Here is a 26,678-nt window from a genome sequence, read left to right on the forward strand (position 1 = left end):
TTATGACTCCTTTTTCGCGGCTGGCAGCGTAAAATGAAAAGTGGCTCCCCTGCCGGGTTCCGAATCAAACCAGATGTCACCGCCGTGGCGGTTAATGATCTGCTTGGTCAATGCCAGGCCGATGCCCGTTCCGGGATAGGCTTCACGGGTGTGCAGCCGTTGAAAAATAATAAAAATCTTATCGGCATATTGGGGATCTATGCCGATGCCGTTGTCAGTAATACTCAATTGCCACACGTCCTGCTCCCGTTTTGAGCTGATGTGGATCCTGGGCGGGGTGTCGGCTTTAAATTTAAGTGCATTGCCGATGAGGTTCTGCAGGACCTGGCCCAGCTGGGTTTTATCCCCCATTACCGTGGGGAGAAGATCAAAGGTTACCTCGCCGCCGGAGTCCCTGGTGGCAGCAGTGAGGTTTTCCAGGGCCTCATGAATCAGTGCATTGACATCCACCTCTGCAAACGGGTTGCCATGGGTGTTGATCCGGGAAAAGGTCAGGAGGTCCTGGATCAGTTTCTGCATCCGAATGGCGCCATCCACTGCATAATGGATGAATTTTTCACCTTTTTCATCCAGCCGGTCCCGGTATCGCTCTGCAATCAATTGGGTGTAGCTTGACACCATCCGCAGGGGTTCCTGGAGATCGTGGGACGCCACATAGGCGAACTGCTGGAGCGCCTGGTTGGATCGTTTCAGCTCCTCGTTGGTTTTCACCAGCTCGTCTTCAAATGCTTTTCGATCCGTGATGTCCACGCCCACTCCCATGAGGTAGGGGGATCCCGCGTGCTCGATCAAACGACCGGAAAAAAGAAATGGTATCCTTTCCCCTGTCCGGGTGGTGAAAAAGGCTTCGGACATGGCACTGCCCGATTCAAAGACCTGTTCCACCCGTTTTTGTATCTCTGTCAGATCTTGCCCTTTGAACAGATCAAATGAGGTCATCCCGGCCAGTTCTTCCCTGGAATATCCGGTGATGGATTCGAGATTTTGATTCCAACGGGAAAATTGTCCGGTTTGGTCAAACATGTAAAACACCCCGGGCAGGCTGTCGATGAGGGTCTCTGAAAAATATTTTTCCTGTTCCAGTGCCTGCTGATTCGCTTTTTGATGGGTAATGTCCGATGCCATTTCAAACCGGACCGGTTTGCCGGTGCGCCATTGAATCGCCTTATCTGCACAGCGAAACCAAGCGCCTGTGACCTTGTTCTGAAACTCCCAGACGTGGCAGGCACCGGGTTTTTCTTTAATAATGATATCGTTGGTGCAGAAGGAACAGGGCGTATCCAGATTATGGATAACCTTGTAGCATTTTTTACCTACAACGTTCTTGCCCCAGGTCTTTTCAAAGCAGTCGTTCACATAGAGTAGCTCATGGGTTTCGGGATCGCTGACATACACCACATCGTCAATACCGTCAAACAGCGCCAACGTTTCCTGGTGCTTCTTTTCAAGATGGGCAAATGCCGCACGGGACTCACGGATGTTTAAGAAAAACCGGTACAGGATAAAAAACAGGGTCAAAAAATAGCCGGACAGTCGCAGTCCGTGCCAAAACCACCATCCATCGGACCAGGCCTGGGAATATTGAAAAATAATTCCGGATAATCCGGATAACACCCCCACCATGGTCAGCAGCAGACATTCAAGATGACTGCCCGCCAGATAATTGCGGTATACCCGTATTGAGCCGATGAGAAAAAGCAAGCCCCCGGCAATGTTGAGGGCTTGTGCCGCCGGGGTAAATTTGCCGGTGACGATCATCGCCGGAAGGCGTGAGCGAAAAAAGATCACCGCCAGTCCGATACCCACGGAAACAAAAATTGTCCAGAGTTTGAGCGTTACCCCCCTGTTGAGTATCTTTTTAGATACCGGAAGCCACACCAGGGAAAAAAACGCCCCCCCCAGCAGCAGGGCCAGGCTGTGAAGCAGGACAAATCCATGGACCTCGGACATCGCAGCGTGAAACATTTCCAGGATTCCCATGGACAAAAATCCCAGCGCCACAAACAGGGCCCAGGGTGCCCGGTCCCGGTCCATCCACTGATCGATAAAGAGTCCCATGATCATTGCCGCCATCGCCCCGGTACTCTCCACGGTGGAATGCAGGGGGTAGGACTCAATTACCTGATACTGCCATAGCAGATGGGGAAACAGAACATTCATGAGTGCAAAAAGCACCGGCGTCATGACCAGAAGATGGCCGAGGGTTTTTCTGGGGTGTGGATTTTCCTGAATCTGCACTGCTACCTCCGGTTGTTACCTGCACAGCAGACATCCCATGGAGAGCCCACTTGAAAAAAGCTGTATATATCCCCCGTGGTGCCCGGGCAGGTCATGGTGGCGTGCCACTGTGATCCTGTTGCAGGGCAAGACGAAATTATATAAGCTTGATCAATTATCACACTTTGCAGTGGGCCACAATGACTTTACCTGATTGGGGCTGTTTTACAATGCTGAAAATCATGAAAAAAATTGATTTGCAGCTCAATATCCTGTATGATTTTTTGCGCATAAATTACATGTGTATCTCAGATGTCTGTTATATATTTTATACGAATGGATGATCCCACCGATTTCCTGGGCCAGGTATTGTTTTTTCTTTGAACGGGGGCTTGTAAATGACTGAAAAACCAACATATGAAGCATTGGAACAACGGGTCAAGGCATTGGAGCAGGAAAAGCTTGAACATCAGTGGGCAACCGCTGCCCCGGCCAGAAAAGCAGAGCTTCCGGTGGATAAAACAGGGTCTGCCGACACGCCTGGAATTAAAATCCCAGCGGACGATCTGAAATCCATCATCAATGTTCAGGAAATCCAGTCCATCATGGACGAATTTCACAATTTGACCCATATGGTGACGGCCATACTGGACATGGATGGAAACATCATTGAATCCACGGGATGGCAGGATATCTGCACAAAATTTCACAGGGATCATCCCAAAACAGCCCGCAATTGTACGCTAAGTGATCTCTACCTGGCAAAGAATCTCAAGCCGGGAGAGTATGTGGATTATAAATGCAGGAATGGGTTATGGGATGTGGTCACGCCTCTGTATATAGGTGACACCCATCTGGGGAATATATACACAGGTCAGTTCTTTTATGAGGATGACCCCGTGGATGAAGCATTTTTCATGGAACAGGCCGCCTTGTATGGATTTGAAAAAGAGGCCTATATGGCGGCATATCGGCGTATACCCAGGTACAGTCGAGAAACCATCGGACACCTCATGGATTTCTTGGTTAAATTTGCCACATATATCTCCAGAACCAGTCTCCTGAACCTGCGGTTGGAAAGGGAAATTGGGGATCGCAGGAGGGCCGAGGAAAAAATTTCCACACTGAACCTGCAATTGGAAAAACGTGTCCGCCTTCGCACCGCTGAGCTTGAAGAGACCCACAAAGAACTTGAAGACTTTGTCTATTCGGTTTCCCACGATCTGCGGGCCCCCCTGCGTTCCATCAGCGGATTTTCTGAAATCATCCGTCGCAGATATAAAGACGATTTAAACGAAGAGGGACAGCACTATTTTGACAATATCATCAAGGCAAGTAGACAGATGGGGGTGTTGATTGATGAGTTGCTGCGGTTTTCGCGTCTGGGGCGTAAATCTGTTAAAATGGAAAATATTTCCCTTAAAACAATTTTAAAAGAAGCCCTTGGGACCCTGGCAGAGCGCATAAAAGAGACCGGAGCCCGGGTTGATTTCCCCGAACAGATGCCCGTTGTTCAAGGAGACGTCACACTGGTCACCCATCTGTTTATAAACCTGCTGGAAAATGCCCTGATATACAAAAATCCCGATGCGCCTGTTCTTATCCGCATTGATATTAAAGAAGATACGCCATATGTGGTTGTTTCCATTTCCGATAATGGCATTGGGATTGCCCCGGAGTACCATGAAAAAATATTCAAGATTTTCCAGCGACTTCACAGTCAGGAAGAGTATCCGGGAACCGGCATTGGACTTGCCGCTGTGAAAAAAGCAGTACATATGATGGGGGGCAGTGTCCGGGTTGAGTCCCAACCTGATAGAGGGAGTGTTTTCAAGATAAAGCTGTTAAAAAGAGAGATGTCCGTTCAGGAGGAAATAAAATGATAAAAGAAGCCTCATTGCTTCTGGTGGAAGACAACCCCATGGATGTGGAACTTATTCTTCATGCCTTCAAAGAGGCACGCCTGAGCAACAAAATTCATACGGCCAAAAATGGGAAACAGGCCCTTGAATTTTTATTTGGTGAAGGAAAATATGCCGATAGAAGGCAATTTCCCCTGCCGGATATTATCTTGCTCGATCTAAAGATGCCGGGCATTGATGGCCATGAAGTGCTCCGGAAAATTAAATGCACTGAAAAGCTCAAACGCCTTCCGGTGGTTATTCTGACCTCCTCCCGGGACGAGGGGGACAGGGCTTTGAGTTACGACAACGGTGCCAACAGTTACCTGGTTAAACCGGTAGCCTTTGATGAATTTTTAAAAGTCGTTAAAACCGTCTGCGACTATTGGCTGACATTAAATGTTGAACCGCCCATTGATTGATATCCAAGGGATCTGCCACCATGAGTAACAAGGTCAAAATACTCTACATTGATGATTACGATCTGGATCGAGAGTTGGTAATTATTAGATCAGCCCACAAGCCAACAGCATGAAATTCGGTTGCAGGGTGGGGACGGAGCCCTGCACGATGTGTTGTTAAGCAAGGCAACCTATACCGATGGAAAGGAAAATGTGGTGGGTTTGATCGGTGCAATGCTTGATATCACCCTGTCAAAGGAGATGGAAAAGCGTCTTCAACACTCCCAGAAAATGGAGGCCATCGGCACCCTTGCCGGGGGCATTGCCCATGATTTTAACAATATTTTGTCGTCCATTCTGGGGTTTTCAGAGTTGGCATTGGACGCGGTGGAAACCGGTTCAGATCTGGAAGATGATCTTCAGGAGATTTATGTGGCCGGAAAACGGGCAAAGGATCTTGTGCGACAGATACTTACCTTTGCCAGACAATCAGATGATGCGTTCAAGCCCATTCAAATCCGTTCCCTTGCCGGAGAAGTGCTCAAATTCATCCGGGCCTCTTTGCCTGCAACCATTAAAATAAAACAACGCATTCAAGGTGATGCATACGTTCTGGGCAGTCCCTCCCAGATGCATCAAGTACTGATGAATCTTTGTACCAATGCAGCCGATGCCATGGCCGACAAAGGCGGTTTTTTATGCCTTGATATGGTGGAACGTCACCAGAATAAAACCCCTTTGATTTCTGGGTTGACACTGGAACCAGGGGACTATATTGAGATAAAGCTCACCGATACTGGTGTGGGCATTGATCCGGACATCCTGGGATCTATTTTCGATCCTTATTTCACCACAAAACCCCCCGGAGAAGGCACCGGACTGGGGCTTGCGGTGGTTCATGGGGTTGTCCAGGCCCATGGGGGAAAGATCTGTGTGGAAAGTACCCCGGGTAAGGGAACCACCTTTACCGTTTTCCTGCCCATTACCCAGCAAAAGAAAGACCACCAGGGGTATGTTCCGGAACCCCTGCCCACCGGATCAAAAATTCAATGCCTTTTTAGAGGAGGGGCGTTTTATGCCGATTGAAGTGATGGGATATCTCTCTTGTCCGGGAATCCCTCCAGCGTTGAGCCCCAGGAGATAAGCAGGGTGCTGGCGTTGTGCCAGGATTGAGTGTCTGGCGCCAGAGATAAAAAAACAAGGAATTTCCCAAATGACCATGAATGAATTTAAAATACTTCTCATTGAAGACAATCCCGGGGATGCCCTGCTCATTGAAGAGATGCTGGAACACTCCACAGATGAAGTCTATGCCCTGGAGCATGTGGAGCGTCTTTCTGATGGGTTGGATTGCCTGTCTCGGGGGGACATTGATGTCATACTTCTGGATCTTCACCTGCCCGACAGCCATGGAACAGAGACCTATGAAAAAATCCTGGCCCATGCCGGGGGAACCCCCATTCTGGCCCTCACCGGCATGCAGGATGAAGAGATGATCGCCAAGCTGTTTGCCAATGGGATTCAGGACTATCTTGTCAAAGGTCACACAGATGCCCGGATGTTTCTGCTAAGCATCCGTTATGCCATTTTACGGAGCCAGGCAAATGTGAAACTCAAGGCAAGTGAAGCCCGGTTTCGTTCATTGCTTGAGGCCATGACCGACACTGTAATCATTGTTGATAAAGATGGTATTGTTCAGTTTATGAACCCGGCCGGAGAAAAATTGTTTCGCACCACCATTGAGAGCTTTGTGGGGCAGCAATTCGGGTTTCCCTTGATGGAGGAGGACAGTGTTGAAATTGAACTCTTTGCATGGCGGGAAGATCCGGTGATAGCTGAAATGCGGGCCGTGGAAACTGACTGGGAAGGCAAGCCTGCCTTTCTTGCCTCCATCCGGGATATTACCCTGCGAAAGAAGATGGAGGATGACATGGCCAAAGCCAGCCGGGAACTGAAACACATCGTTCAGGAACTGGAAGTCTCCAATCGCAAGATTCTTGAAAATCAATCCTCCATGATAGAAGAGGAACGTCTCAAGGTGTTACTGGAAATGGCCGGGACCACGGCCCATGAGTTAAACCAACCCCTGGCGGTGCTCCTGGGAAATATCGAGTTGCTTGAAGCCCTGGCAGGAGATCCTGAAGAATGTAAAAGCTGCATAAAAGATATTGCCGTGGCAGGGAAAACAATCGCAACTATCGTTCAAAAAGTGCAGCGCCTTCGAAAATATGAAACAAGGCCCTATGGGAAGGGAAAAACCATTATCAAGCTGGACCAGGCTGTGAAAATTCTTTCAGTGGAGGATTCTGATTCTGATTTTGAATTTATTAAAGGTGCCCTGGCAGATAAAGAGGGCATCACCCTGAAACGTGCCAGAAATATTGACACTGCCCGGAAAATGATGGTACAAGAACCCTTTGATCTTGTCTTTCTGGATTATATTCTTCCTGATGGAGATGCCTTTGCCCTGTCTGACCTGATGCATGGGAAAGACCTGGATCTGCCGGTTATTATCATCGCTGGCCAGGGAAACGAGGTGATTGCCTCCCGTCTCATCCGTGAAGGGGCCTATGATTACATTCCCAAGAACCGATTGTCCTCACCGGTTCTGGCCCGCAGCATTCAAAACACCCTGGAAAAAGTAAGGCTCAAACGTGAAATAAAACAGATGAATGATAAGATCCAGGGAATGGCCCTCCAGGACAAATTGACCGGGTTGTACAACCGTCGCCATTTTGAAACCATGGTGGAAAAAGAGATGGCAAGGCACAGACGATATGAACACAGATTGCTGGTCATCATGATGGATATTGACCATTTCCGTCAGGTGAATGACGCGTATGGCCATGCGGCGGGGGATATGGTATTAAGAGACTTGGGTACGATTATCAGGAAAGCCTTCAGGGAAAATGACACGGCCTTTCGCTATGGGGGGGAGGAATTTGCCGTGTTGATGACCCATCTCGGTTCGGAAAAAGGACGATTGGTGTGTGAACGATTGGTCAAAAAGGTGGCGGAACATCTGTTTAAATATGAGACATCCGATTTTCATATAACTATCAGTGTGGGAGTTTCTGAATATATGGTCAAGACAGATCAGGAAGCAGAAGATACTATCAAAAGAGCCGTTGCTGCTTTGTCCCAGGCAAAACGGGAAGGTGGAAATCGGGTGGCTCTCGGCTTAATTGAAAAGGATAATTGACTTGACTGAATCAAATATCCACAAAAAAGAAAACACAACATCCGACAATGGTCATGACATGGAAAAAGTCGAAAAATATGCAGCGTCGGCACTCCCGGTGTCTGATGACCGTCAAATCATGGTGGTGGACGATGACCCCATGATTTTAAAGATGCTCACGCGGCTTTTGAATGTCATGAAAATTGAGGTGCAGGCATTTATTGATCCATGTGAGGCATTGGAAATATTTAAGAAATGTCCGGTGCCGGTGGTGCTGACAGATCTGGATATGCCGGGTATGGACGGTATTGAATTGCTGAAAGAAATGAAGGCTATCTGTTCTGCTTCTAAAATTATCATCGTTACCGGTTATGGGGACGAGAGGCAGATGGAAAAAGCCTTTGAGTATGGGGCAACGGAATTTATGGAAAAACCTGTTCAGATGGCGGTATTAAGAACGCTTGTGACATCGCTCCTTGATGAATCCGGGGGGTGACCACGACTGAAAAGGAGTTTTGGACACAGACACCGGAAAATGCAGAAGCGTTTTTAAAAAAATGGTACTTCTGGGCGACTCACAGTAGGCTTGAACCTGTCAAGCAGGCTGCTTATACCGTTAAACGTCATTGGGACGGCATCTTAAGATGGTTTCATTCCCACATTAATAACGGAATCCTAGAAGGCATCAACAGTCTGATCCAGGCGGCCATCTCCCTTGCGAGCAACCCACTTCTTTCCCTTCCCAACACAAGGAAGGTCTTTGACGCATTGAAAGCGCTTGAACTCTACGTGGTCATGGAGTACTACCTGACCCCGTCCGCGGCCCTTGCCGATTACGTGTTCCCGGCCTCTTCCACCGTGGAACAGCCGGAACTCTGGCTGACCAACAGCTTCTGCATGGCCTGTCCCCAGGGAATAGATCCCCTTTACGAGCGCCGTAACAGCTATGATTTCTACCGGGGACTTGGCATCCGTCTCGAGCAGGAAGCACACTGGCCCTGGGAGACGGTGGAACATGGGTGGTGGTTTCCGGAGAGTGAAGAAAAGCTGCCGGGCCTTTTCAGGGTATTTGAATCCAGTGCCAATCTCCTCTGCCCGGACGACCCCGCCCCGGGGTCTGCAACCCGGAAACCGGAAGCTGGCCCCACTCCGCACTGCTGTGCAGCATTGAAAAGGAAAATGTGGCGTGATCTCAGGCTGAATTGACGTTTACCCGACTTCAGGACACCGATCTTGATGACATTGCACATGATTTTTAAGAGTGGTATGATTGCCCCGAAAGGCCTTGCAAAAAAGCCTTCCTTATGAACGAACGGTTAAAGTAGTGACGACCCATTAGATCGTCAGAAATTTCTTCGGTTCGCAGCACAAGAAAAGGTAATATGATGACCACTAAAAAAAATCATGCCGGATCCGACCATAATCCATCATCAAAAATCAAACTGGAAGAAATAAGCACCGGTTTCCTTGTCACTTCTGCGGCACTAAGTCTGAAAAAACATTTTTCCCAGGCAATTTCCGCTGGCGGCTATCAAATTTCCACGGAACAATATGTCGTGCTCAGTCAACTCTGGAAGGAGGACGGCATATCCCAAAGTGATCTTGGCAGACGGTCGTTTAAAGACCGCCATAATATAAGCCGGATCATCAAAAGCCTTGAACAGAAGGCACTGGTACTTAAAAAATCCGATGCCAATGATGGCAGGCTGGCGCGTTGCGTTCTCACAGAAGAGGGTCGCGCGTTACGTGCCCCACTAAGCCGGATAAGCAGCCAGGTGCTCAAAGAAGCCTTCCAGGGGATGGACAAAGGGAAAATCCGGGAGCTGAAAAAGGATCTTATCCATGTTCTTCAAAATCTCGGTGAAAATCTGTTTTAAAAAAAATGGCCGATCAACTACAGAATGACTGACAGGATCGGCCATTTTTCACCTCAAGCCGTGTCCCCAAGAAAGTATCCATGACAACAAAAAAGTGTTGACAACAACATTCTCTTCCATTATACGCATATCTGGAAATGCGGATATGAAGTTCGCACTTTTTTTATAGCAGGTTAAAATAAAATCAAGCCACGAAGGCTGTCACAGGCAATCAAATTGTCTGTTATGCTTCGTGGCTTTTTTTGTTTCCGTTCACCAAAAACAAAAAATATAAAAAAAACAAATAGTTAATTTTTTTTTACGCTGACTTCTTTTTAAAAATTAGGAACACTTAAGGGACACTTCGGCTGGAGATGGAAATGGATATGAACATGGCTGGAAACCAGGTATTATATCAATCGGCAATTCAACCCTACCAGGGGGCTTTACGCAAAAAGAGACGTCTGATTGCATTGCTTCTTGTCCTGACGGCGGTGATGTTTTTTGTGGCGATGAACGCAGGTGCGGTGCATATCAGCCTGCCGAAAATCCTGACAGCGCTTCTGGGGTTCGGGGATGAAAGAACCGTCATGCTGGTCAGGAGTATCCGCCTGCCCAGGGTGGCGGCGGGAATTATCGCCGGGGCAGGACTTGCCATATCAGGCTGCATCATGCAGAACAACCTGCGCAACCCGCTGGCCTCCCCCTCCACGCTGGGGATTTCAAATGCTGCGGCCTTTGGGGCCAATGTGGCCATCATTCTGCTGGGAGCCGGCAATGTGTTAAGTACCGGCATAGGCCAGGTCTCCATATCAAATCCCTATACCGTCACCTTGATCGCCTTGTTTTTTGCCCTGGTGGCAACGGGATTCATCCTGGGCCTGTCCATGTTACGCAAGTTTTCACCGGAAAGCATTATCCTTGCCGGTGTGGCCATCAGCTCGCTATTTGCGGCCGGCACCATGATCATACAATATTTTGCCAAGGATACAACCAGTGTGGCCGCCGTGATTTTCTGGACGTTCGGAGATCTTGGGCGGGCGTCGTGGCATGAGATCTGGATGATGGCGGCCATTGTGGTGCTCTGTTTTATCTATTTTCTTTTTCACAAATGGGAATACAACGCCATTGACGCAGGAGAAGACAATGCCAGAAGCCTGGGCGTAAACATTGAGCGGATAAGGCTGGGCGGGATGTTTGCATCCGCCCTGATCGCTGCCGTCTGCGTATCTTTTCTGGGCATGATCGCCTTTATCGGCCTGGTGGCCCCCCAGATCACAAAAAGAATTATCGGCAATGACAAACGTTTTTTAATTACCGCTTCTGCCATCATCGGCGTGTTGATTCTGCTGGTATCCGATACCCTGGCGCGGGTGCTCCTAAGCCCGCAGACACTGCCGGTCGGGGCGGTTACGGCCTTTCTGGGCGGCCCCATGTTTCTGTATCTTTTGATGAAAGGCAGCGGGGCGTCAAGATGATTCTGTCAGTGGACGGCGTACACTTTTCCTATCCCGGCCGGGATGTTTTAAAGGAGATCAGTTTTTCCGTTTGCCAGGGCGACTGCATCAGCATCCTGGGTAAAAACGGCACCGGCAAGTCCACATTGCTCAAATGTCTGGACCGTATCCTGACGCCCCAGAGCGGATCGGTTTTGATTGACGGCCAGGATTTCAGGCACCTGCCCGGCTTGCACCTGGCCCAAAAGGTCGGCTATATCGCCCAGCATCAGCACCCTACCCACTGCACTGTCTTTAACGCCGTTCTACTGGGCAGAAAACCCTATTTCAAATGGGATGCAGGCCGACAGGATCTTAAAATCGTGGATGACATTTTAAAGGCAACCGGACTACTGCCCTATGCCATGCGTTACCTTGACGAGTTGAGCGGTGGAGAACTTCAGAAAGTGGTCATTGCCCGGGCCCTTTGCCAGCAGCCCAGGGTCCTTTTAATGGATGAGCCCACCAGCAACCTTGATCTGAAAAACCAGATTGACACCACAATCATCATTAAAGAGATCATCGGCAGGCAAAATATATCCGTTGTGGCCACCATGCATGATATCAATCTTGCCTTACGCTTTTCCAATAAATTCATGTTTATGAAGAACGGACGAATTTTTGCCGCCGGGGGCATGGAGATCATCACCCGGGAAAACATCGGTCAGGTGTATGGGGTGGAGGTTGATATCCATACCTGGCACGGCATACCGGTCGTCATCCCCCAATAAGGCAATTTCCCAATAAGGTAATTTACAGATAATAACTTAAAGGAGAAGAGTCTATGCACAACAGGAAAACCGCCGCCATCCTGATGATGTCAGTCCTGGTACTGTTTCTGACCGCCACGGGCCGGACCGGGACGACTTCGTCAAACAAGGCTGCAGAACCTTCCGGAACCGTTGAGATCACAGACATGGCGGGCAGACAAATCAAATTAAACGGTTACCCCGACAGGATCATCGCCATTGGCTCGGCATTGCGCCTTTACACCTATGTGGCCGGCACAGATAAGCTTGTGGGCGTTGAGAGAAAACAGCAAAGCGTTGCCACAGGCCGTCCTTATATCATGGCCAATCCGTCCCTGGAAGACCTGCCCATAATTGGCGAAGGCCACCCGGATGACCCTGATCCCGAATTAATCATGCAGGCCGCACCGGATGTGATTATCGCCGGAGATATCATGGATATCAAAAGCCTGGAACTGCTGCAGCAAAGAACCGGTGTTCCGGTGGCCATTATCAGCCAGGGCACGGGCACGCTCTTTGACGACATCCTTTACCGGGCCGTCAGGATCATCGGGGACATAACCGGAAAGCGGGACAGGGCCGGTGACGTGGTCAGGTACATGGAAAAATGCAAAGCGGAACTGGCCGGATTGACCCGTGACATTCCTGAACAAAAGAAGCCAGGCATTTACATCGGCGGACTCAGCCACAAGGGCGTACACGGCATTGAAAGCACGGCCTGCAGGTCCGATGTCCTCATGGCCATCGGAGCAAAAAACGTGGCCGATGAACTGAACGCGACCGCTTCGGTCATGATCGATAAAGAGAAGGTGATTCAATGGAACCCGGACATTCTTGTCATCGATGCCGGCGGGCTCAATGTGGTGAAACAGGATTATGCAAAGACACCCGTTTTCTATAACGCCCTTTCGGCGGTGAAAAACGGAAAGGTCTATTGTCAGCTTCCGGACGTGGCCTATTACCGGAACATTGAAACAGCCATTGCAAACATCTATTTCCTGGGCAAGCTGCTCTATCCCGGAGAATTTAAAAATATCGATCCTGAGCGCAAAGCCGACGAGATCTACTTATTTATGCTGGGCAAACCCCTTTATGACAAAATGGCCGGGCTTTACGGCGGTTTTACAGTCATTTCCCTGGGCAGTTGAAAACCGATTCCGTCCGGGCCGGAAACCGGATTGAACGTGACCATTTTAATGAAAAGGAGAGACAGAATGTTGCGTTGTATCAGTGTGGCTATCTTTGTTTTGATGTTAAGCTCGTATTGCTTTGGGGCCGACGGCAATTTAATGACCGATGTGATTTATCTTGAACCGATTACAGTGCGCGGAAACGCCCAGGAAGAAAACCTGAACAAGTCAAACCTGCGCGTCGAAGAGAAAAGCCGGAGCAACAACATTGCCGACTACCTGTTCAACGACACGGAAATATCTTTTAAAAGAAAATCGAATATCGGGGACAGCGGAGACGTGATTTCCATCCGCGGATTTGAAAGCAAGCGGATCATGCTCAACCTTGACGGCCGTGCCATCAGCTCGACCGGAAACGCCGGAGGGAACTATATCGACTTCAGTACCATTCCCCTGGATAATATCGAGCGGATCGAAATCATCAAGGGCGGCAGTTCCATTGAATACGGCAATAACGCCCTGGGCGGAGTCATCAATGCTTATACCAAGGCCCCGGCCGAAGATCCCAGTTTCAATTTCTACGCCACCACCGGCGGCTGGGACAGCGTCCACGACTTCCACAATATACGGGCCGGTTACGCCCAAAAATGGAATGCCCTGGGCATAAGCGTCGGTGCCAGCCATCAGGAGGCCGATGCGTATCTGCGCAACAATGACTACGAATCCACCCACGTCTATCCCAAGATCTATCTGGACCTGCCCTGGGAAGGGAAACTGACCCTGGGCTACAACTACAGCGATACTGAACGGGGTCTGATCCGCTCCAACCGGGCTGACGGAGATTCCTCCTGGGACAGCGACCCTGACCTGCCCGGGTATGACACCGCCATTGACAGCAACTATCCGGTGCACAGCGGAGAGTATTTTGCCGGCGGCGCGCCCACCCCCTCCATGACCATCATCGGCGACGGGGCATACTGGAAAAAGAAGCGGCATTTGCTTGATTTCAATTACCATCAAAACCTGGGAGAGGACGCATACGTCGATCTCGTACTTTTCAAGAACTATGAGACCCGCCTTGAACGGAACTACGCCGACGTGGCCGCCCGTAACCTGGCGGAAAAATCTCCCATGGACACATTCAACGACGGCGCGGCCCAGACCCGGGACGGCGACCTGGTGTTTGAGCGGGAAGTCACCGTGGACAAAAGCTACGGGGGCAAGCTCAAAGGGGGCTGGGATTTCTCCGACCACTCCCTTCTGGCAGGGGCAGAATACAGGATCATGGATTCCGGCGGCATGGATATCAACTATGTGGACACCAACTTCAACTGTGCCGGCCCCAACGGCTGGACCGGGGCCATGTCATCCTCATCCGGCAGTCCCAAGGCCTATGTGACCGGCATCTTTATGGGAGACAAATATGCCGCAACAGACCGACTGCTCCTGGACTTCGGTCTCAGGTTCGACCGGTTCACCTACACCCCTAACGGCGGGGATAAGCAGGACAATCACCAAATCTCGCCCAAAGCCACGGCAACCTATAATATTGATGACTCACAGACCGTCACTGTGGCCGCCTACATGAACTACCGGACCCCCACCCTGCCGGAAGCTTACTGGGGATCCCAGGGCAAACTCACGGTGCCTTACCTGGCCGGGGTGGACCTGAAGCCGGAATCCGAAACAGGTTTTGACCTGGCCTACAAATACCGGTTTCAAAATACCGGTTTCATCCAGCTGTCCGCCTACTACTACGACATTGACGACTATATTATTCAAAAGCCGGTATATGTGGCCACCGCCAGTGGGTCCACCTGGGCCACCCTTAACACGGATGCCATCATATACGGGCTGACCGTGGCTGCCGGTCACTCCTTTTCCGACAGGGTCAGGGGACAGATTTCAGCCACCTTGCAGGATACGGAAAAAAAGGACGACCCTTCCGACCCGGACGGCGTGCTGGAAAAAATTGACTATATTCCGAACCTCAAGGCCACCACGGGCGTGACCTGGGACATCCTGAACAACCTGGTACTGGACGTCACCATGAACTACATCGGGGAGCGTGACTATACCATCAGCACCGCCCAGGTCAAAAAGGGCACCCTGGATGAATACTGGCTTCTGGGCGCAAGCCTGCGCTATCAGTTAAACAAACACACCACACTTGAACTGTACGGAGACAATCTGACCGACTCCGATTATGAGGAATCCTGGGGCTATCCGGCCACGGGCACCAACCTGGGCGTAAGCCTGAAATGGCAACTTTAAGAAAAATAGAGGAGGCGGGTTGAATTTATTTCCGTTAAAAAACAAGGATACCTGGAAAGAATTGTGGAAGAACGTACTGAAAAATGATCCGGAAAAAAAACCGGACAGGGACCATATTAAAAACTGGGATCAGCGGGCCCAGGGGTTTGCCAAACGCGTTGATTCCCCAGAGGCGGTTCTGCGAAAAGAGCGCATCTTTTCCATGCTGAAAGATGCCGGAGCGTTTGAGGCCGGTACCCGGGTCCTTGATATTGGTGCCGGACCCGGAAGCTGGGCCATTCCCATGGTGGAAGCCGGTGCAACAGTAACAGCACTGGAACCCTCCGCGGGTATGGTGGAAATCCTTAAGGAAAAGATGGCTGAAAAAGGCATCGGTTCCGACCGGATCTGCATTGATCAGCGAGCCTGGCAGGATGTGGATGTGGAAAAAGAGGGACTTTCCGGTCAATTTGACCTGGTTTTTGCATCCATGAGCCCCGGGGTCAATGACCCTGAGACCCTGGACAAAGCCATGCGGGCCAGCCGGAAATTCTGCTACCTGAGCACCTTTTCCGGTGGCGGCATGCGGGACGGCTACAATAACCTCTGGCAGAATGTTACCGGCCGGGAACTGGAAACGGTGTCATGGGATTTTATTTACCCATTCAGCTATGTTTACGCCCTTGGATACCGGCCCCGGACTGATTTTATCACCTGGTCCATATCCCGGAAAGAACCCATTGATGAGGCGGTTGATAATATAATTTTTTTTGTCAGGGGCGCTGAAGATGTTACCCCGGAAATCCGGGAAAAGGTGATTGCCTATGTAACAGAACACGCTGTTAACGGTTTTTTTCACCAGGAACACACGATCTGCCAGGGAATAATGCTGTGGCAAATTGCCTGATTTTACCCCAAATTTTACAGAGACACACAGAGACACTCTGATCATCCGAACCGGCCCGGCAGGGGCCGGTGATGCCAAACCCCATATATTCATAACCGCACCGGGCTGCTGGCGGCGCACTGCCCTGAATGGCGATGCCGCACCAGCAGCCTTTAGATCGGAAACATGCACAGCAACTGATAACGGTATCTCTCCGCTGACACGCTGCCAGGGTTCAAACACCTTGAAATCATCAGCCAGACCTTCGGCTACCGGCGCATTAGATATCATGAGTAAAAACCCAGAAGGCCTCCGCAGAAAATAAGAACGGCTCCATGGGCATTGCCATTGAAACACTTAAAAATGACTGGTTATTATGCTTTGTTCCTAAGCTTTTGACACCAGTAGATCCCCCAACCCAGAAGCCCGACGGGTCCGACGTTTAACTGCCCAATCAAAAGAACTACCCGTAGGTTCCACCAGAGTAAACCGGGTACGGGCACGGGTAATGCCAGTGTAGAGAAGCTCCCTTGTCAGCACTGGGCTTTGGGTATCTGGCAACACCAACACCGTGTGTTCAAATTCCGATCCCTGGGATTTATGCACGGTCATCACATACACCGTCTCCACCGTGTCCAGACGGGAGGGAAGCACCTTTTTAAGACTACCATCCACCATGGGAAATACCACCCGGTAGATGACCTTTTCCAGGGCAAAATCCCACACCGGTAGATAAATACCCACATCGCCATTCATCAACCCAAGGGTATAATCGTTGCGGGTGACCATCACCGGGCGGCCAGGATACCAGCCATCAATACTGGAGATCAATCCAGCACCGGCCAAAATCCGGGCCACGGCCTGGTTCAGCCCCTCCACCCCAAAGGGACCCTTTCTCACCACGGCCAGCAATTGAAACTGCCCAAACAACTCCAGCACCTGCCTCAACCACAGGGTTTCGGATTCCTCGGTGACATCCCCTTTTTTAAGAGAAGATCCGGCCACCGCTTCCAGGTAAACCCGATACCCCCCTGTTTTTTGCTGCACCTCTGATCTATCTGTGAATTCTGAGCTTTCTGTGAATTTTGATTTATCTGAGAATGAGGATTTTCCCCCTGCCCTGCCCTCCAGCACAACACCGTCACTGTCCAGCCCGTCAAGAACCAGGCGTTTAAAGGCGTTAACCTCCAGGGATTCCAGTGTCATGCGTTTTATGTCTGTGCGGGTTTCCAGGCCTTCCTGGAACAGGGCGTTCGCTCCATCCACATCCCCGGCATTCACGGCCCGGGCCAGGGCGCCGATGCCGCTTTTCTCCCCAAATCGATGGCTCTTTTGCAGCACCACAATGTGCTCCTGCATGGGGCCGGGCTTCCCCCGAAATTTTTTAAGGGAATATCCTGTGTACTCCTTGGTCCACTCCATAAACGCCTTGTCATACCGGGGGGGATCTGCATCCCGGCACAGGTCACCCAGCACGGCCCCTGCCTCCACCGATGCCAACTGATCCTTGTCCCCCAGTAATATCAACCGGGCATGGGCGGGCAAGGCATCCAGCATTGCCGCCATCATCTCCAGATCCACCATGGAGGCCTCATCCACCACCAGAAGATCCACGTGGAGGCGGTTCCGGCCATGGTGAACAAAATGCCGGGAATCCGGACGACTGCCCAGAAGCCGATGAATGGTGGTCACCTCCCGGGGCATGTGGGCTTTGATGTCATCGGACAATTGATCAAGGGCACTTCCCATGGATTCTGTAAGCCGGGCCGCGGCCTTGCCCGTGGGGGCTGCCAAACGTATTTTCAAAGGAGCGTCTTCTTCCAGGGCCAGGGACTGGAGAAGGGCCAGCACCTGCACCACGGTGGTGGTCTTACCGGTGCCGGGTCCCCCGGAAATAACGGTGAAGGCATTTCTTGCGGCCATTCCGGCGGCAAGGCTCTGCCAGTGGACCTCCTTTCCCGATGCCTCCCTGGGCGATCTCAGAGAAGAAAAGGCCCAGCTCAGTCGCCAGCTTAAATCAACGGGTACGGGAAACCGCCTGGCCATGAGTTCCTTTATGGTTCCGGCCACAAAACAGGTGTGTTGCCAGGATCGATATAAATAAAGCCGGTGGCCGTTTAATACCAGGGGCCGTTGTTGCTCATCCCGGGAGACCAGAACAGAGCCCACTAAAAAAGCTTCCCAGGTTTTCAGGGTGAGTCCCTGGAGCACCTGGGAGGGCTTGTCGGGCAGATTCTCCCCGGTTTCTCCTTCGGGTGGCAGGGAAAGGGTGGCATCGGGATCTGCCAGGGCGATGGCAAGATCCAGACACACATGGCCCCGCCCCAGCTGGTGGCTCACCAGGGCTGCGGCCAGCAATACCTCTCCGGATTCCTGGGGGGCTTCCCGGTTTAAAAACCGCACAAAGGCCCGATCCAGGGAACGCATCCATCCCTTATTTGTCCATCCATCCAGAAGTTCAAACAATTGTTCCGGTGTCAAATTATTACCTCGCTTTTAAATACCTTGTCCAGGGTCTCAATAAGCGCTTTGGAGGGCCGTTGAGCATACACCCCGTTTCCCGTGCCGTCCACGCCCCGCAAAAACAGATATACGGCCCCTCCCACATGGATATCATAGTCATAATCCGGCAGGCGGGATTTTAAAAGGCGATGCAGGGCCAGTGTATAAAGCACCAGTTGCAGGTCATAGCGATGGGATGCCATGGCATGAGCCATGGCATCGCGGGTATAATCGGCGTTGGTATTGCCCAGATAATTGGATTTGTAATCCATCACATAATATTGATTTTGAACGACAAAAACCAGATCCATGAACCCTTTGAGCATACCGTTGAGCCGGTTCCATTTCAGCACAGGCCGCCGCACTCCGGGTAATAATGCATGGGTTACAGCCCGGTCCAGCCTGGTTGTATCCACATGGGTGGCAGAGAACATGAACTCCATTTCTGCATGACACTCGTTCCGGGAAAGATCTGACAGACACATACAAGGATCGGCCCCAAAGTCTAAATGCAGGGGGGTTAAAAGCAATTGATGAAACCAGTTTACGAGCGTTTCCTCCCACTCTTCCCAGCCATGGCGGGGACATACCAGGGCAAGATGTTCCTGGATGATCCCGGGATTCTTGGCAACAGCGTCAAATCCCTGGTCCGCAGCCCATTCAAACAGATCATGGAGAAAGGTACCCGGTTCAGGGCCCCGGGCAAAGGTGTGGATGGACCGGGCAGGAGAGATGATGGCCGAATCAATGACAGGTTCAAATTGGGCCTCCATGAGCTGATCAGCCCTGGCTGAATCCGGAGAATCAGCGTCTGATAAATCCGCCATGCCACCTGCCCCCCCAGCAGACACATGGATGTCCGGCATGGTGGCCCCATCGGCAATGCCGCTGTAACTGGTGATGAACCACCGTTGCCATCCGGGATGGGGAAAATGTCGTGCCGGGGCAAAAAATTCGCCGTTATCCCCGGGTATTTCAAGCATATCGGAACATTCCGGCGCCGAAGTGACACAGATTTCGCTGCAGTGTTTCCCCATGTGATCCAGTAATTGAAGGATATCCCGGGTGGAATATTCCTCCCCCCCGGTGATCACATGGCCAATGCCGGCGCAATGGAATTCATTGGTTTCTCCTTTTTTTAAAACCCGTCCCACAACCCCCATCCCCAGAAAACAGGCATGACAGGCCCGGGTCATGGCCACATAAAGAAGCCTTAAATCCTCGGCCAGGGACTCCCGTGCTGCCAGGGCCAGGGCCGTCTCTCCAGGATTGATTCCCACTTGACGATGGCCCTGTTCATCGTGCCAGAACACCGGGGATTTACCCGTGGAAACCTTTCTATAGCTGCAAATAAAGGGCAAAAACACCAGGGGATATTCAAGACCCTTGGATTTATGGATAGTCACCACCTTTACCAGTTTTTCATCACTTTCCAGGCGAAGGATACCCTCGTCAGAACTTGTATCCGGTGTTTCCAGCTGCCGGGTGAACCATCGGATCACGGCGTGCTCTCCATCCAGGGACATGGCTTTGGCCTGGATCAATTCCGCCAGATGCAGCACATTGGTCAAACCTCGCTCCCCCATGGACGAAGCCAGTAAACGGGCCGGAACATTAAAGTCACGCAGCAACGCCCGCACCATGGGAAGCACCCCGTTGTGGTGCCAGATAAGGTGATAGTGCCGAAACCGTTCCCCTTCTGCTTCCCAGGCCAGTTCATCCTTGCTGAGATTATCCAGAAAAGCAAAGGACATATCCAAAAGGGCTGTCCCCAGGGCCGCCCTGATGTATCCGGCATTCCCCGGAAAGGCACAGGCCCGTAAAAGATACAACAGATCCAGGGCTTCTGCAGACTCAAACACCGAGCGTTTATCAGACAGGTACACCGTGCGCACCCCTCGATTATCCAGGGCCTGGCGTACGGCTGCGGCTTCTGTTTTATTTCGTACCAGGATGGCCATGTCCCCGGGGGTTAGGGGGGTGATGGTCTCCTCGTGATCTTTAAATCCACATTGGGGGGGGGACTGAGCTGCCAGGTTTAACAGGCGCACCATCTCTCCTGCACACACTTCGGCCATGTGGTGAATGTACCCCTTGTCTCCGGTTTTAATTATGGGCTCATCCTGGTCCGCTTTCCACAGGGTCAGGGGCTGGGGAAAATCATCTTTTACAAAAAAACGATCCGCCCTTCCCCGGGCCTTCACCGGTGTAAAGGGAATTTCATCATAAAACAGAAACGGCCCCTGTTCATGGGCCGTGGCCAGGCCAAAAAAATAGTTCACCGCCGCCACCATATCCCCGGCCGAGCGATAGTTGGTGTCCAGGGTATAAAGGCGCTCTGCAGCATCTTTACGGGCCAGAAGATAGGTGTGGATATCTGCCCCCCGAAAGGCGTAAATGGCCTGTTTAGGGTCTCCGATCATGAAAAATCCCGTATCCGGCTGATCAAGATAAATGGTGCCCAGGGTGGCGTATTGCACGGGGTCTGTATCCTGGAACTCATCCACCAGGGCCACGGGAAACTCCTTTCTGATCATCCGGGCCAGCTGCTCATTTCCCGGCATATGAATGGCCTGTTCCAGGTGGGTGAGCAGATCATCAAAGCCCACCAGGGCCTGGCGGCGTTTTTCCTGGTCCACCCGGGCTTTGATCTGACTTGCCCCATGGATATAAAGGGTGCTTTCCAGGTCCAGGTCTTCCAGGACCGTGTTGAGTTCATCCAGAGCATCAAAGGCCGGATGTTCCGGGGGTGCCCCTTTTTTGCTTTTTCCGGCTTCCAGGCCGGAGCGGGACAACTGCATCAAGGCCTTCTCATCTGGCAGCTCGCACTTGCCAGCACTCCAGAATTCCATCTCTTTGAGCCATTTTTCCAGGGAGGCTTCCCGGTATTTATTACCGTTGAGATGCTTTTCGGTCCTTGCACGGCGCAGCAGATTCGCCACATGGTCAAAATCAGATGCCCAGCTCTGCCGGGCCGTTGCAATGGCTGCTTCCCTTTGCACCAGAATCTCCCGGGGCTCCCGGGGGGGGGCTGGGTGGCGTGCACCCATGAAGGGCCTGACCTTTGCCAGGAGCTCCCGGGGGGTGGTAACAGATAAGGTATTTAACACCATGGCAAGCTGAGAGGCAGGTAAGGGGTAAAAGGTGGCCCGCCAATAGTCACAGGCCGCCTGCTCCATGAGGTGATCCTCTCCCGGAGCCAGTTCCAGATCAAACAGACTGCCACTGCCGAAGGCGTAACGCTTGAGCATGCGCTGGCTCCAGGAATGGATGGTGAAGATGGCGGCCTCGTCCATCCATTGGGCGGCCTGGTCCAGAAGTCGGGCGTTCCCCGGCCATGCATCCACATCACAACTTTCACCCAGGCTGATAAGAAAGTCGTCACCGGGGTCCTGGTGTCGGAAAAATGCTGCTGCCTGGGTCAACCGGCTTCGAATGCGGTCCCGGAGCTCCTGGGTGGCGGCATTGGTAAAGGTGACCACCAGAATCTCCGGCGGGGTCAGGGGACGCGCAAAGGCATTTTTTCCCCCCTGCCCCAGCACTAAACGCACGTATAGGGCTGCAATGGTATAAGTTTTACCCGTACCGGCACTGGCCTCTATCAGGCGGGTGCCATGGAGCGGAAACGTCAGGGGATTTAAGGGGTGTACCATGTTCAGGAAATTCCTTAAAATTTTTATAAATCGGGCAGATTTTCAAGCTTTGTTGTGGGCAGAGCAAGGTACCTTACAAACTCTGGCTGTGCCCGTTATAGATCCAAAGGACTTTTAATCTCTTTGAGGGGCTTTGATTTCACAGTATGGGTATAGATCATGGTGGTACGCACATCACTGTGCCCCAAAAGTTTCTGGATGGTCCGGATATCATATCCCGATTCCAGCAAATGACTTGCAAAGCTGTGACGAAAAGTGTGGGCTGTGGCCCTTTTTGTCAACCGTGCCCTTGAGACTGCATCTCGCAGGGCTTTTTGAACATGGGTTTCATGCAAATGAGAACGTCTTATCTCCTGGCCGTCTTTTGTTCTTGTTAAATTTTTTCCTGGAAAAAACCACTGCCAGATAAATTGTTTCCCGGCATTTTTATATTTTTTTTCAATGCTGTCAAACATGAAAGCCCCATCATAAGCACTTCCAAGATCCATTTGATGTAAATGGTAAACCCTATCCATGTGAGATTTAAGCTGGGGCGTCAATTTCTCGGGAATGGGCACTGTTCGGTCTTTTTTTCCTTTCCCATCATGGATGGTGAGAATACCGGCATCAAAATTGAAATTATTCACCCTGAGATTAAGGCATTCAAACAAACGAAGTCCGCATCCATACAATAATCCCACCACCAAATTGTAGGGGTACGCCAAATTTAAGAGGATGCGTTGCACCTCCTCCCTGGAAAGTACCACAGGGATATAAGGGCGTTTTTTTGCCCGAACCACACCATCTACTTTTCCAAATTCTTTACCAAGTACATTACGGAAAAAAAACAGCAGGGAGTTGAAGGCCAGATTCTGGGAAGATGCTGACACTTTTTTCTCCACAGCCAGATGAGTTAAAAACAGCTTTACATCCTTAGTATCAAGAAGATCAGGGTTTTTAAAACAGATAAAGTGTTGAAATTTAATGGTCCAGCCACTGTATGATTTAAGTGTTTTGGGGGAATAGTGACGGAATTTAATTTCATTGGCCAATGAAGTCAATGCCTGGTCCCATTTTTTTTTCATGGAAACTGTCTGGGATACTTGCGTGTCAACTTTATTTCGGGCTGGGGGGGTGCGATACGGTTTTACTGTCTCATTTAATTGGGTAGCATTTTTCCCTCTATTTTTATCCCCATGCGCAGAAGCAGGAGAAGCGTCTTCGTTCATTTCATAAAAGATGAAGATTGCATCTGAAGCTTGTTTCAAATTAAACGGGCTCTGTTTTTTTGACTCAAGTTTTTTAATAAAATGGGGTAAACTTTTGGGATTATTTTTGTTGAAATTGTATTTCATGCAAAAATCCCAATAGTATCGAAACCATTTAATAAAATAGGGTCGTTTTTGTGCTGGTATAGATTGTTGAGACAATGTGTGTTTGTATTTACTTAAAATATCCGGAGGAATTTGGATCATGGCCAATAGTCCCTATTGATTAACTCCTGTTATTGAGGATTATACTCATAAATAGTTACATACATAGTTTTTTTGTGCTTGTCAAAAATATTTTTTATTGATATGCATTTGTACAACTTGATTTTTTTTCTTGACACGCCCGTCATTTGGAACTCTTGCGCGACTGTTTGATAAAATATAAATAATGACAATTCCCAATAGTCTTATCCCAATATTCAATTTTTTGTTTTATTAGTTTGGGGATTACACAGAAAAAAACTGGTTAATTACTTGTTGGCGTGCGACACGATGTCGCATTATTGGCTGTTTGGCGGGCCTGTCGGTCCTGACCAAACCCGGCATTCTCCTGCCGGTACCCTAAGTGGCATGCGGTTGCCGGTGCATCCGGCAACGGTGTGAAGCCCAACTGACAAAGTACCGAATTCCGCAACTGCGGAAGGGGTGGAAGCCGTGAGGCAGATACCCTCCTGGAAGCCTCATTCCGGGTGAGGGCAAGGGTTTGGATGATATGGTCAAATTAATTGAATGTTCCGCAAGTACCGTCAGGGAGAACAAGCTAAAGAGGCTGGTAAGCTTGGACCAAAAGGTGAGCGGTCAGGTTGCAGGTTTGCTAACTGCCTGCACGGAGATGTTGCGCCGCCGGTGCAGAGGGCAGACCTAAGTCATCCACTAATTGGCAATAGTGCGGAACGTGGAAACCCCGTATCTTCGCCGGGAGTATTCGGCAGGTGAAACCGCAAGGCACACTGTTGGAGGTGCGGGAGTAAGATGCAGGAAAAAGCGAATGCCATCTTGTAATGAGGTGGATACGGGTTGAGGCGGATTTCCCCAACATTACCCGGCCCGAAAGGGAGCTGACGTCCGGCGGATGTGTTTACAGGCACATCCGGGCAGGTGTTTCTTTGCGAGAGAGTTTGGAGAATCTTTGAGGATGGGAAAGCAAATGACGGCAATAGCTGGTGCGCCCATCAGCAGCTTTACGCTGTTAAAAGACTGCAGATGCGTATCGCAAAGGTTGTTAAAATAGCACACGGCATATATGCCAGAGGTTCTTTCAAAAGGATGCATTTTCTTTTGACTCGGAAAAAGAACAGTACTTTCCGAACGAATGCTCAAGGACATATGCTATGAAATAACTGTAAATTTCATTATTGCGAAAACAACCGGGCGGCCCCGCAAGGCTTAGCCTTAGAAATGCTTGAGCCGTATGACGGGAAACTGTCACGTACGATTCTGAGGGGGCCTGGGGTAGATAACTACCCCCGGCTACCCGATCTAAAAACAAAACTACAAAACTATGAGCGTATACCAATACCGATACTGGGAACAGTTGAAAGAGTTTAAAACTCATGTGCTATATTTACATAATTACGCAGTGCATTCTGAGATGTGGGATAAAAGAATAAATATATTCCTTGCTATCACATCATCTTCAAGCATTGCGGCCTGGGCTATATGGCAAAAATACCAAATGATTTGGGCTATTATAATTGCGATTTCTCAAATAATTACCGCTGTAAAACCGTTTCTTCCTTTTAAAGTAAGGCTAAAAGCGGTCTCAGATTTGAATAGCAGAATGCAAAAAATATCTTTAGACTGTGAAAAAGGTTGGTATTCAGTGGCAGAAGGAGAATTAACCGATAAAGAAATTCATGAATTGTGTATTAAGCTTAGAGAAGAATCACGACAAGCAGAAAATCAGTGTTTAAAGGGTATAGTTCTTCCGAAAAAAAAGAAATTGTTGCAAAACGCTGAAAAGGACACGGATTTATATTTAACTCAAAAATATCACCAAGGAACCTAAGCCATGGCAGAAGAAAACAATAATGATTCAAACCAAGGTCCATCTATCCCGTCAAATGAAGATTTTGGTAAAAATTTACCTATTACAAACACAACAACACCTATGCCAAATGTAAAACCTCCAAGAGAGACTCCAAGCAGTGGTAGCAATGAACCTACAAATCAAAGCACCAGTGATAATTAAAAGGCCAACAAAACGCTCGAGAGGGACCGGGCTACCTGCGCGGCGTTTTGGAAAGTATCTGGTTTAGGAAAATTTACCTTTTATCGGAGCTTTTGGGGTTTAAAAGCCCGGCCCCTCAGCTCCCCGTTAACTTCATCCAGCGTTGGAGGGGTGAAAATGAAAGACATGAAAAAGATTCTATGGGTCGATGACGAACCTGCTCACGTTTCAGAAAAAGCCGCATTTTTAGAGGATAGTGGCTTTTCAGTAAAACTTACTGATTCTCCAGCAAAATGTATGGACATCTTGAGTAGCGAAAAAATAGATTTGTTAATATTAGATGTGATGATGATTCATACTGATGAGTTAGATGTACTTGATACAAAGGGTGGTCATGCTACGGGACAATCCCTGGCTCGATGGGTAAAACAAAAATATCCTTATATAAAAATAATAGGCTGTTCTGTACGTACAGATGATGAAACGATTCAATGGTTTAATAAACACACAGCAGGCTATTGGCCGAAGCACGAATTGAGGCCCAATTCCAAATTTTATCGACGAGTGGAAAGCGTATTTGAAAATACAAGCCTCCCTATTCGAACGTTTATTGTGCATGGCCATGCAGACAAAGAAAAGTATGAATTGAAGAATTATCTTCAGAATGTTTTAAAATTAGATGAGCCAATAATTTTGCATGAACAAGCATCTCTTGGCAGAACTATAATCGAAAAGTTTGAAGATGAATCTGATCAAGTTGATTTGGTGTTCGTTCTCCTGACACCCGATGATAAAGTATGCGAGGCAACAAAATCAAATAAGATTAAACGTAGAGCACGCCAAAATGTCATTTTTGAAATGGGTTATTTTTATGGTAAATTATTCAGAAAATCGGGGAAAATAATTTTATTATACAAGGGATCATTAGAATTACCTTCTGATATTTCGGGTGTAATATATATAAATATTGATTCTGGGATTCTTTCCGCTGGAGAAGAAATCCGACGTGAGCTTGAAGGCTTACGATAAATTA

The 26,678-nt window shown here is 49.7% G+C and carries 18 protein-coding genes and 1 pseudogene; 15 read left to right on the plus strand and 4 right to left on the minus strand.

Features of this window, described 5'->3' with window-relative positions; genetic code table 11:
- A complete protein-coding gene (locus ACYQ2M_RS13575) occupies positions 1 to 2,238 on the minus strand; it encodes an ATP-binding protein (RefSeq protein WP_459916895.1) in 2,238 nt (745 codons plus the stop codon).
- Positions 2,239 to 2,615: 377 nt separating this feature from the next.
- On the opposite strand from ACYQ2M_RS13575, the gene ACYQ2M_RS13580 reads away from it, so the two are divergent.
- The 12 genes and pseudogenes from ACYQ2M_RS13580 to ACYQ2M_RS13635 all read left to right on the plus strand — a co-directional run bounded on the left by ACYQ2M_RS13580 (position 2,616) and on the right by ACYQ2M_RS13635 (position 16,091).
- Positions 2,616 to 4,100 (plus strand): sensor histidine kinase, encoded by a 1,485-nt coding sequence (locus tag ACYQ2M_RS13580; RefSeq protein WP_459916896.1) that lies wholly within the window; start codon positions 2,616 to 2,618, stop codon positions 4,098 to 4,100.
- A complete protein-coding gene (locus ACYQ2M_RS13585; protein WP_459916897.1) occupies positions 4,097 to 4,540 on the plus strand; it encodes a response regulator in 444 nt (147 codons plus the stop codon). The genes ACYQ2M_RS13580 and ACYQ2M_RS13585 overlap by 4 nt, the downstream gene beginning before the upstream one ends.
- A 120-nt stretch (positions 4,541 to 4,660) precedes the next feature.
- A complete protein-coding gene (locus ACYQ2M_RS13590; RefSeq protein ID WP_459916898.1) occupies positions 4,661 to 5,605 on the plus strand; it encodes a sensor histidine kinase in 945 nt (314 codons plus the stop codon).
- A 127-nt stretch (positions 5,606 to 5,732) separates the two neighbouring features.
- Positions 5,733 to 7,721: a diguanylate cyclase gene (locus tag ACYQ2M_RS13595; protein WP_459916899.1), complete on the plus strand. Its 1,989-nt coding sequence runs from the start codon at positions 5,733 to 5,735 to the stop codon at positions 7,719 to 7,721.
- Between the two features lies 1 nt (position 7,722).
- The gene (locus ACYQ2M_RS13600) at positions 7,723 to 8,196 is read left to right on the plus strand and encodes a response regulator (RefSeq protein WP_459916900.1); all 474 of its coding nucleotides are present in this window, start codon (positions 7,723 to 7,725) and stop codon (positions 8,194 to 8,196) included.
- Between the two features lie 11 nt (positions 8,197 to 8,207).
- A pseudogene (locus ACYQ2M_RS13605) lies at positions 8,208 to 8,906 on the plus strand (transposase); the annotation flags it as partial.
- Positions 8,907 to 9,082: 176 nt separating this feature from the next.
- Positions 9,083 to 9,577, plus strand: coding sequence for a MarR family winged helix-turn-helix transcriptional regulator (locus ACYQ2M_RS13610; protein WP_459916901.1), 495 nt, complete (start codon positions 9,083 to 9,085; stop codon positions 9,575 to 9,577).
- A gap of 359 nt (positions 9,578 to 9,936) precedes the next feature.
- The gene (locus tag ACYQ2M_RS13615; protein ID WP_459916902.1) at positions 9,937 to 11,034 is read left to right on the plus strand and encodes a FecCD family ABC transporter permease; all 1,098 of its coding nucleotides are present in this window, start codon (positions 9,937 to 9,939) and stop codon (positions 11,032 to 11,034) included.
- Positions 11,031 to 11,783, plus strand: coding sequence for an ABC transporter ATP-binding protein (locus tag ACYQ2M_RS13620; protein WP_459916903.1), 753 nt, complete (start codon positions 11,031 to 11,033; stop codon positions 11,781 to 11,783). The genes ACYQ2M_RS13615 and ACYQ2M_RS13620 overlap by 4 nt, the downstream gene beginning before the upstream one ends.
- Before the next feature lie 53 nt (positions 11,784 to 11,836).
- On the plus strand, positions 11,837 to 12,949 hold the full coding sequence (locus tag ACYQ2M_RS13625) for an iron ABC transporter substrate-binding protein (RefSeq protein WP_459916904.1): 1,113 nt from the start codon (positions 11,837 to 11,839) through the stop codon (positions 12,947 to 12,949).
- A gap of 66 nt (positions 12,950 to 13,015) precedes the next feature.
- Positions 13,016 to 15,205 carry a TonB-dependent receptor plug domain-containing protein gene (locus tag ACYQ2M_RS13630; RefSeq protein ID WP_459916905.1) on the plus strand — a complete coding sequence of 730 codons (2,190 nt, stop codon included), beginning with the start codon at positions 13,016 to 13,018 and terminating at the stop codon, positions 15,203 to 15,205.
- 19 nt (positions 15,206 to 15,224) lie between these two features.
- On the plus strand, positions 15,225 to 16,091 hold the full coding sequence (locus ACYQ2M_RS13635) for a class I SAM-dependent methyltransferase (protein WP_459916906.1): 867 nt from the start codon (positions 15,225 to 15,227) through the stop codon (positions 16,089 to 16,091).
- 366 nt (positions 16,092 to 16,457) lie between these two features.
- Here ACYQ2M_RS13635 and recD read toward each other — a convergent pair whose 3' ends face one another.
- The 3 genes from recD to ACYQ2M_RS13650 form a co-directional block, all read right to left on the minus strand.
- Entirely contained in the window at positions 16,458 to 18,551 is a 2,094-nt protein-coding gene (recD, locus tag ACYQ2M_RS13640) for an exodeoxyribonuclease V subunit alpha (protein ID WP_459916907.1), read from the minus strand.
- The gene (gene recB, locus ACYQ2M_RS13645) at positions 18,548 to 22,225 is read right to left on the minus strand and encodes an exodeoxyribonuclease V subunit beta (RefSeq protein ID WP_459916908.1); all 3,678 of its coding nucleotides are present in this window, start codon (positions 22,223 to 22,225) and stop codon (positions 18,548 to 18,550) included. Before recB ends, recD begins: the two co-directional genes overlap by 4 nt.
- Positions 22,226 to 22,320: 95 nt before the next feature.
- Complete coding sequence (locus ACYQ2M_RS13650; protein WP_459916909.1) at positions 22,321 to 23,289, minus strand: integron integrase; 969 nt, start codon at positions 23,287 to 23,289, stop codon at positions 22,321 to 22,323.
- 1,720 nt (positions 23,290 to 25,009) lie between these two features.
- Between ACYQ2M_RS13650 and ACYQ2M_RS13655 the strand changes: the two genes are divergently transcribed.
- From ACYQ2M_RS13655 to ACYQ2M_RS13665, 3 genes are all read left to right on the plus strand, one after another.
- On the plus strand, positions 25,010 to 25,483 hold the full coding sequence (locus tag ACYQ2M_RS13655; RefSeq protein ID WP_459916910.1) for a hypothetical protein: 474 nt from the start codon (positions 25,010 to 25,012) through the stop codon (positions 25,481 to 25,483).
- 3 nt (positions 25,484 to 25,486) lie between these two features.
- Positions 25,487 to 25,666, plus strand: a complete 180-nt coding sequence (locus ACYQ2M_RS13660) for a hypothetical protein (RefSeq protein WP_459916911.1) — start codon at positions 25,487 to 25,489, stop codon at positions 25,664 to 25,666.
- 156 nt (positions 25,667 to 25,822) lie between these two features.
- Positions 25,823 to 26,674, plus strand: coding sequence for a TIR domain-containing protein (locus ACYQ2M_RS13665; RefSeq protein ID WP_459916912.1), 852 nt, complete (start codon positions 25,823 to 25,825; stop codon positions 26,672 to 26,674).
- The last annotated feature ends 4 nt before the right edge of the window (positions 26,675 to 26,678 follow it).

It is taken from the genome of Desulfocicer niacini, assembly GCF_054657595.1.

Excerpts from the sequence above, each read along its gene's own strand:
- ACYQ2M_RS13580 (WP_459916896.1), top strand. The coding sequence starts at position 2,616 with ATGACTGAAAAACCAACATATGAAGCATTGGAACAACGGGTCAAGGCA.
- ACYQ2M_RS13585 (WP_459916897.1), top strand. The coding sequence starts at position 4,097 with ATGATAAAAGAAGCCTCATTGCTTCTGGTGGAAGACAACCCCATGGAT.
- ACYQ2M_RS13595 (WP_459916899.1), top strand. The coding sequence starts at position 5,733 with ATGACCATGAATGAATTTAAAATACTTCTCATTGAAGACAATCCCGGG.
- ACYQ2M_RS13610 (WP_459916901.1), top strand. The coding sequence starts at position 9,083 with ATGATGACCACTAAAAAAAATCATGCCGGATCCGACCATAATCCATCA.
- ACYQ2M_RS13615 (WP_459916902.1), top strand. The coding sequence starts at position 9,937 with ATGGATATGAACATGGCTGGAAACCAGGTATTATATCAATCGGCAATT.
- ACYQ2M_RS13620 (WP_459916903.1), top strand. The coding sequence starts at position 11,031 with ATGATTCTGTCAGTGGACGGCGTACACTTTTCCTATCCCGGCCGGGAT.
- ACYQ2M_RS13625 (WP_459916904.1), top strand. The coding sequence starts at position 11,837 with ATGCACAACAGGAAAACCGCCGCCATCCTGATGATGTCAGTCCTGGTA.
- ACYQ2M_RS13630 (WP_459916905.1), top strand. The coding sequence starts at position 13,016 with ATGTTGCGTTGTATCAGTGTGGCTATCTTTGTTTTGATGTTAAGCTCG.
- recB (WP_459916908.1), bottom strand. The coding sequence starts at position 22,225 with ATGGTACACCCCTTAAATCCCCTGACGTTTCCGCTCCATGGCACCCGC.
- ACYQ2M_RS13650 (WP_459916909.1), bottom strand. The coding sequence starts at position 23,289 with ATGAAAAAAAAATGGGACCAGGCATTGACTTCATTGGCCAATGAAATT.
- ACYQ2M_RS13660 (WP_459916911.1), top strand. The coding sequence starts at position 25,487 with ATGGCAGAAGAAAACAATAATGATTCAAACCAAGGTCCATCTATCCCG.
- ACYQ2M_RS13665 (WP_459916912.1), top strand. The coding sequence starts at position 25,823 with ATGAAAGACATGAAAAAGATTCTATGGGTCGATGACGAACCTGCTCAC.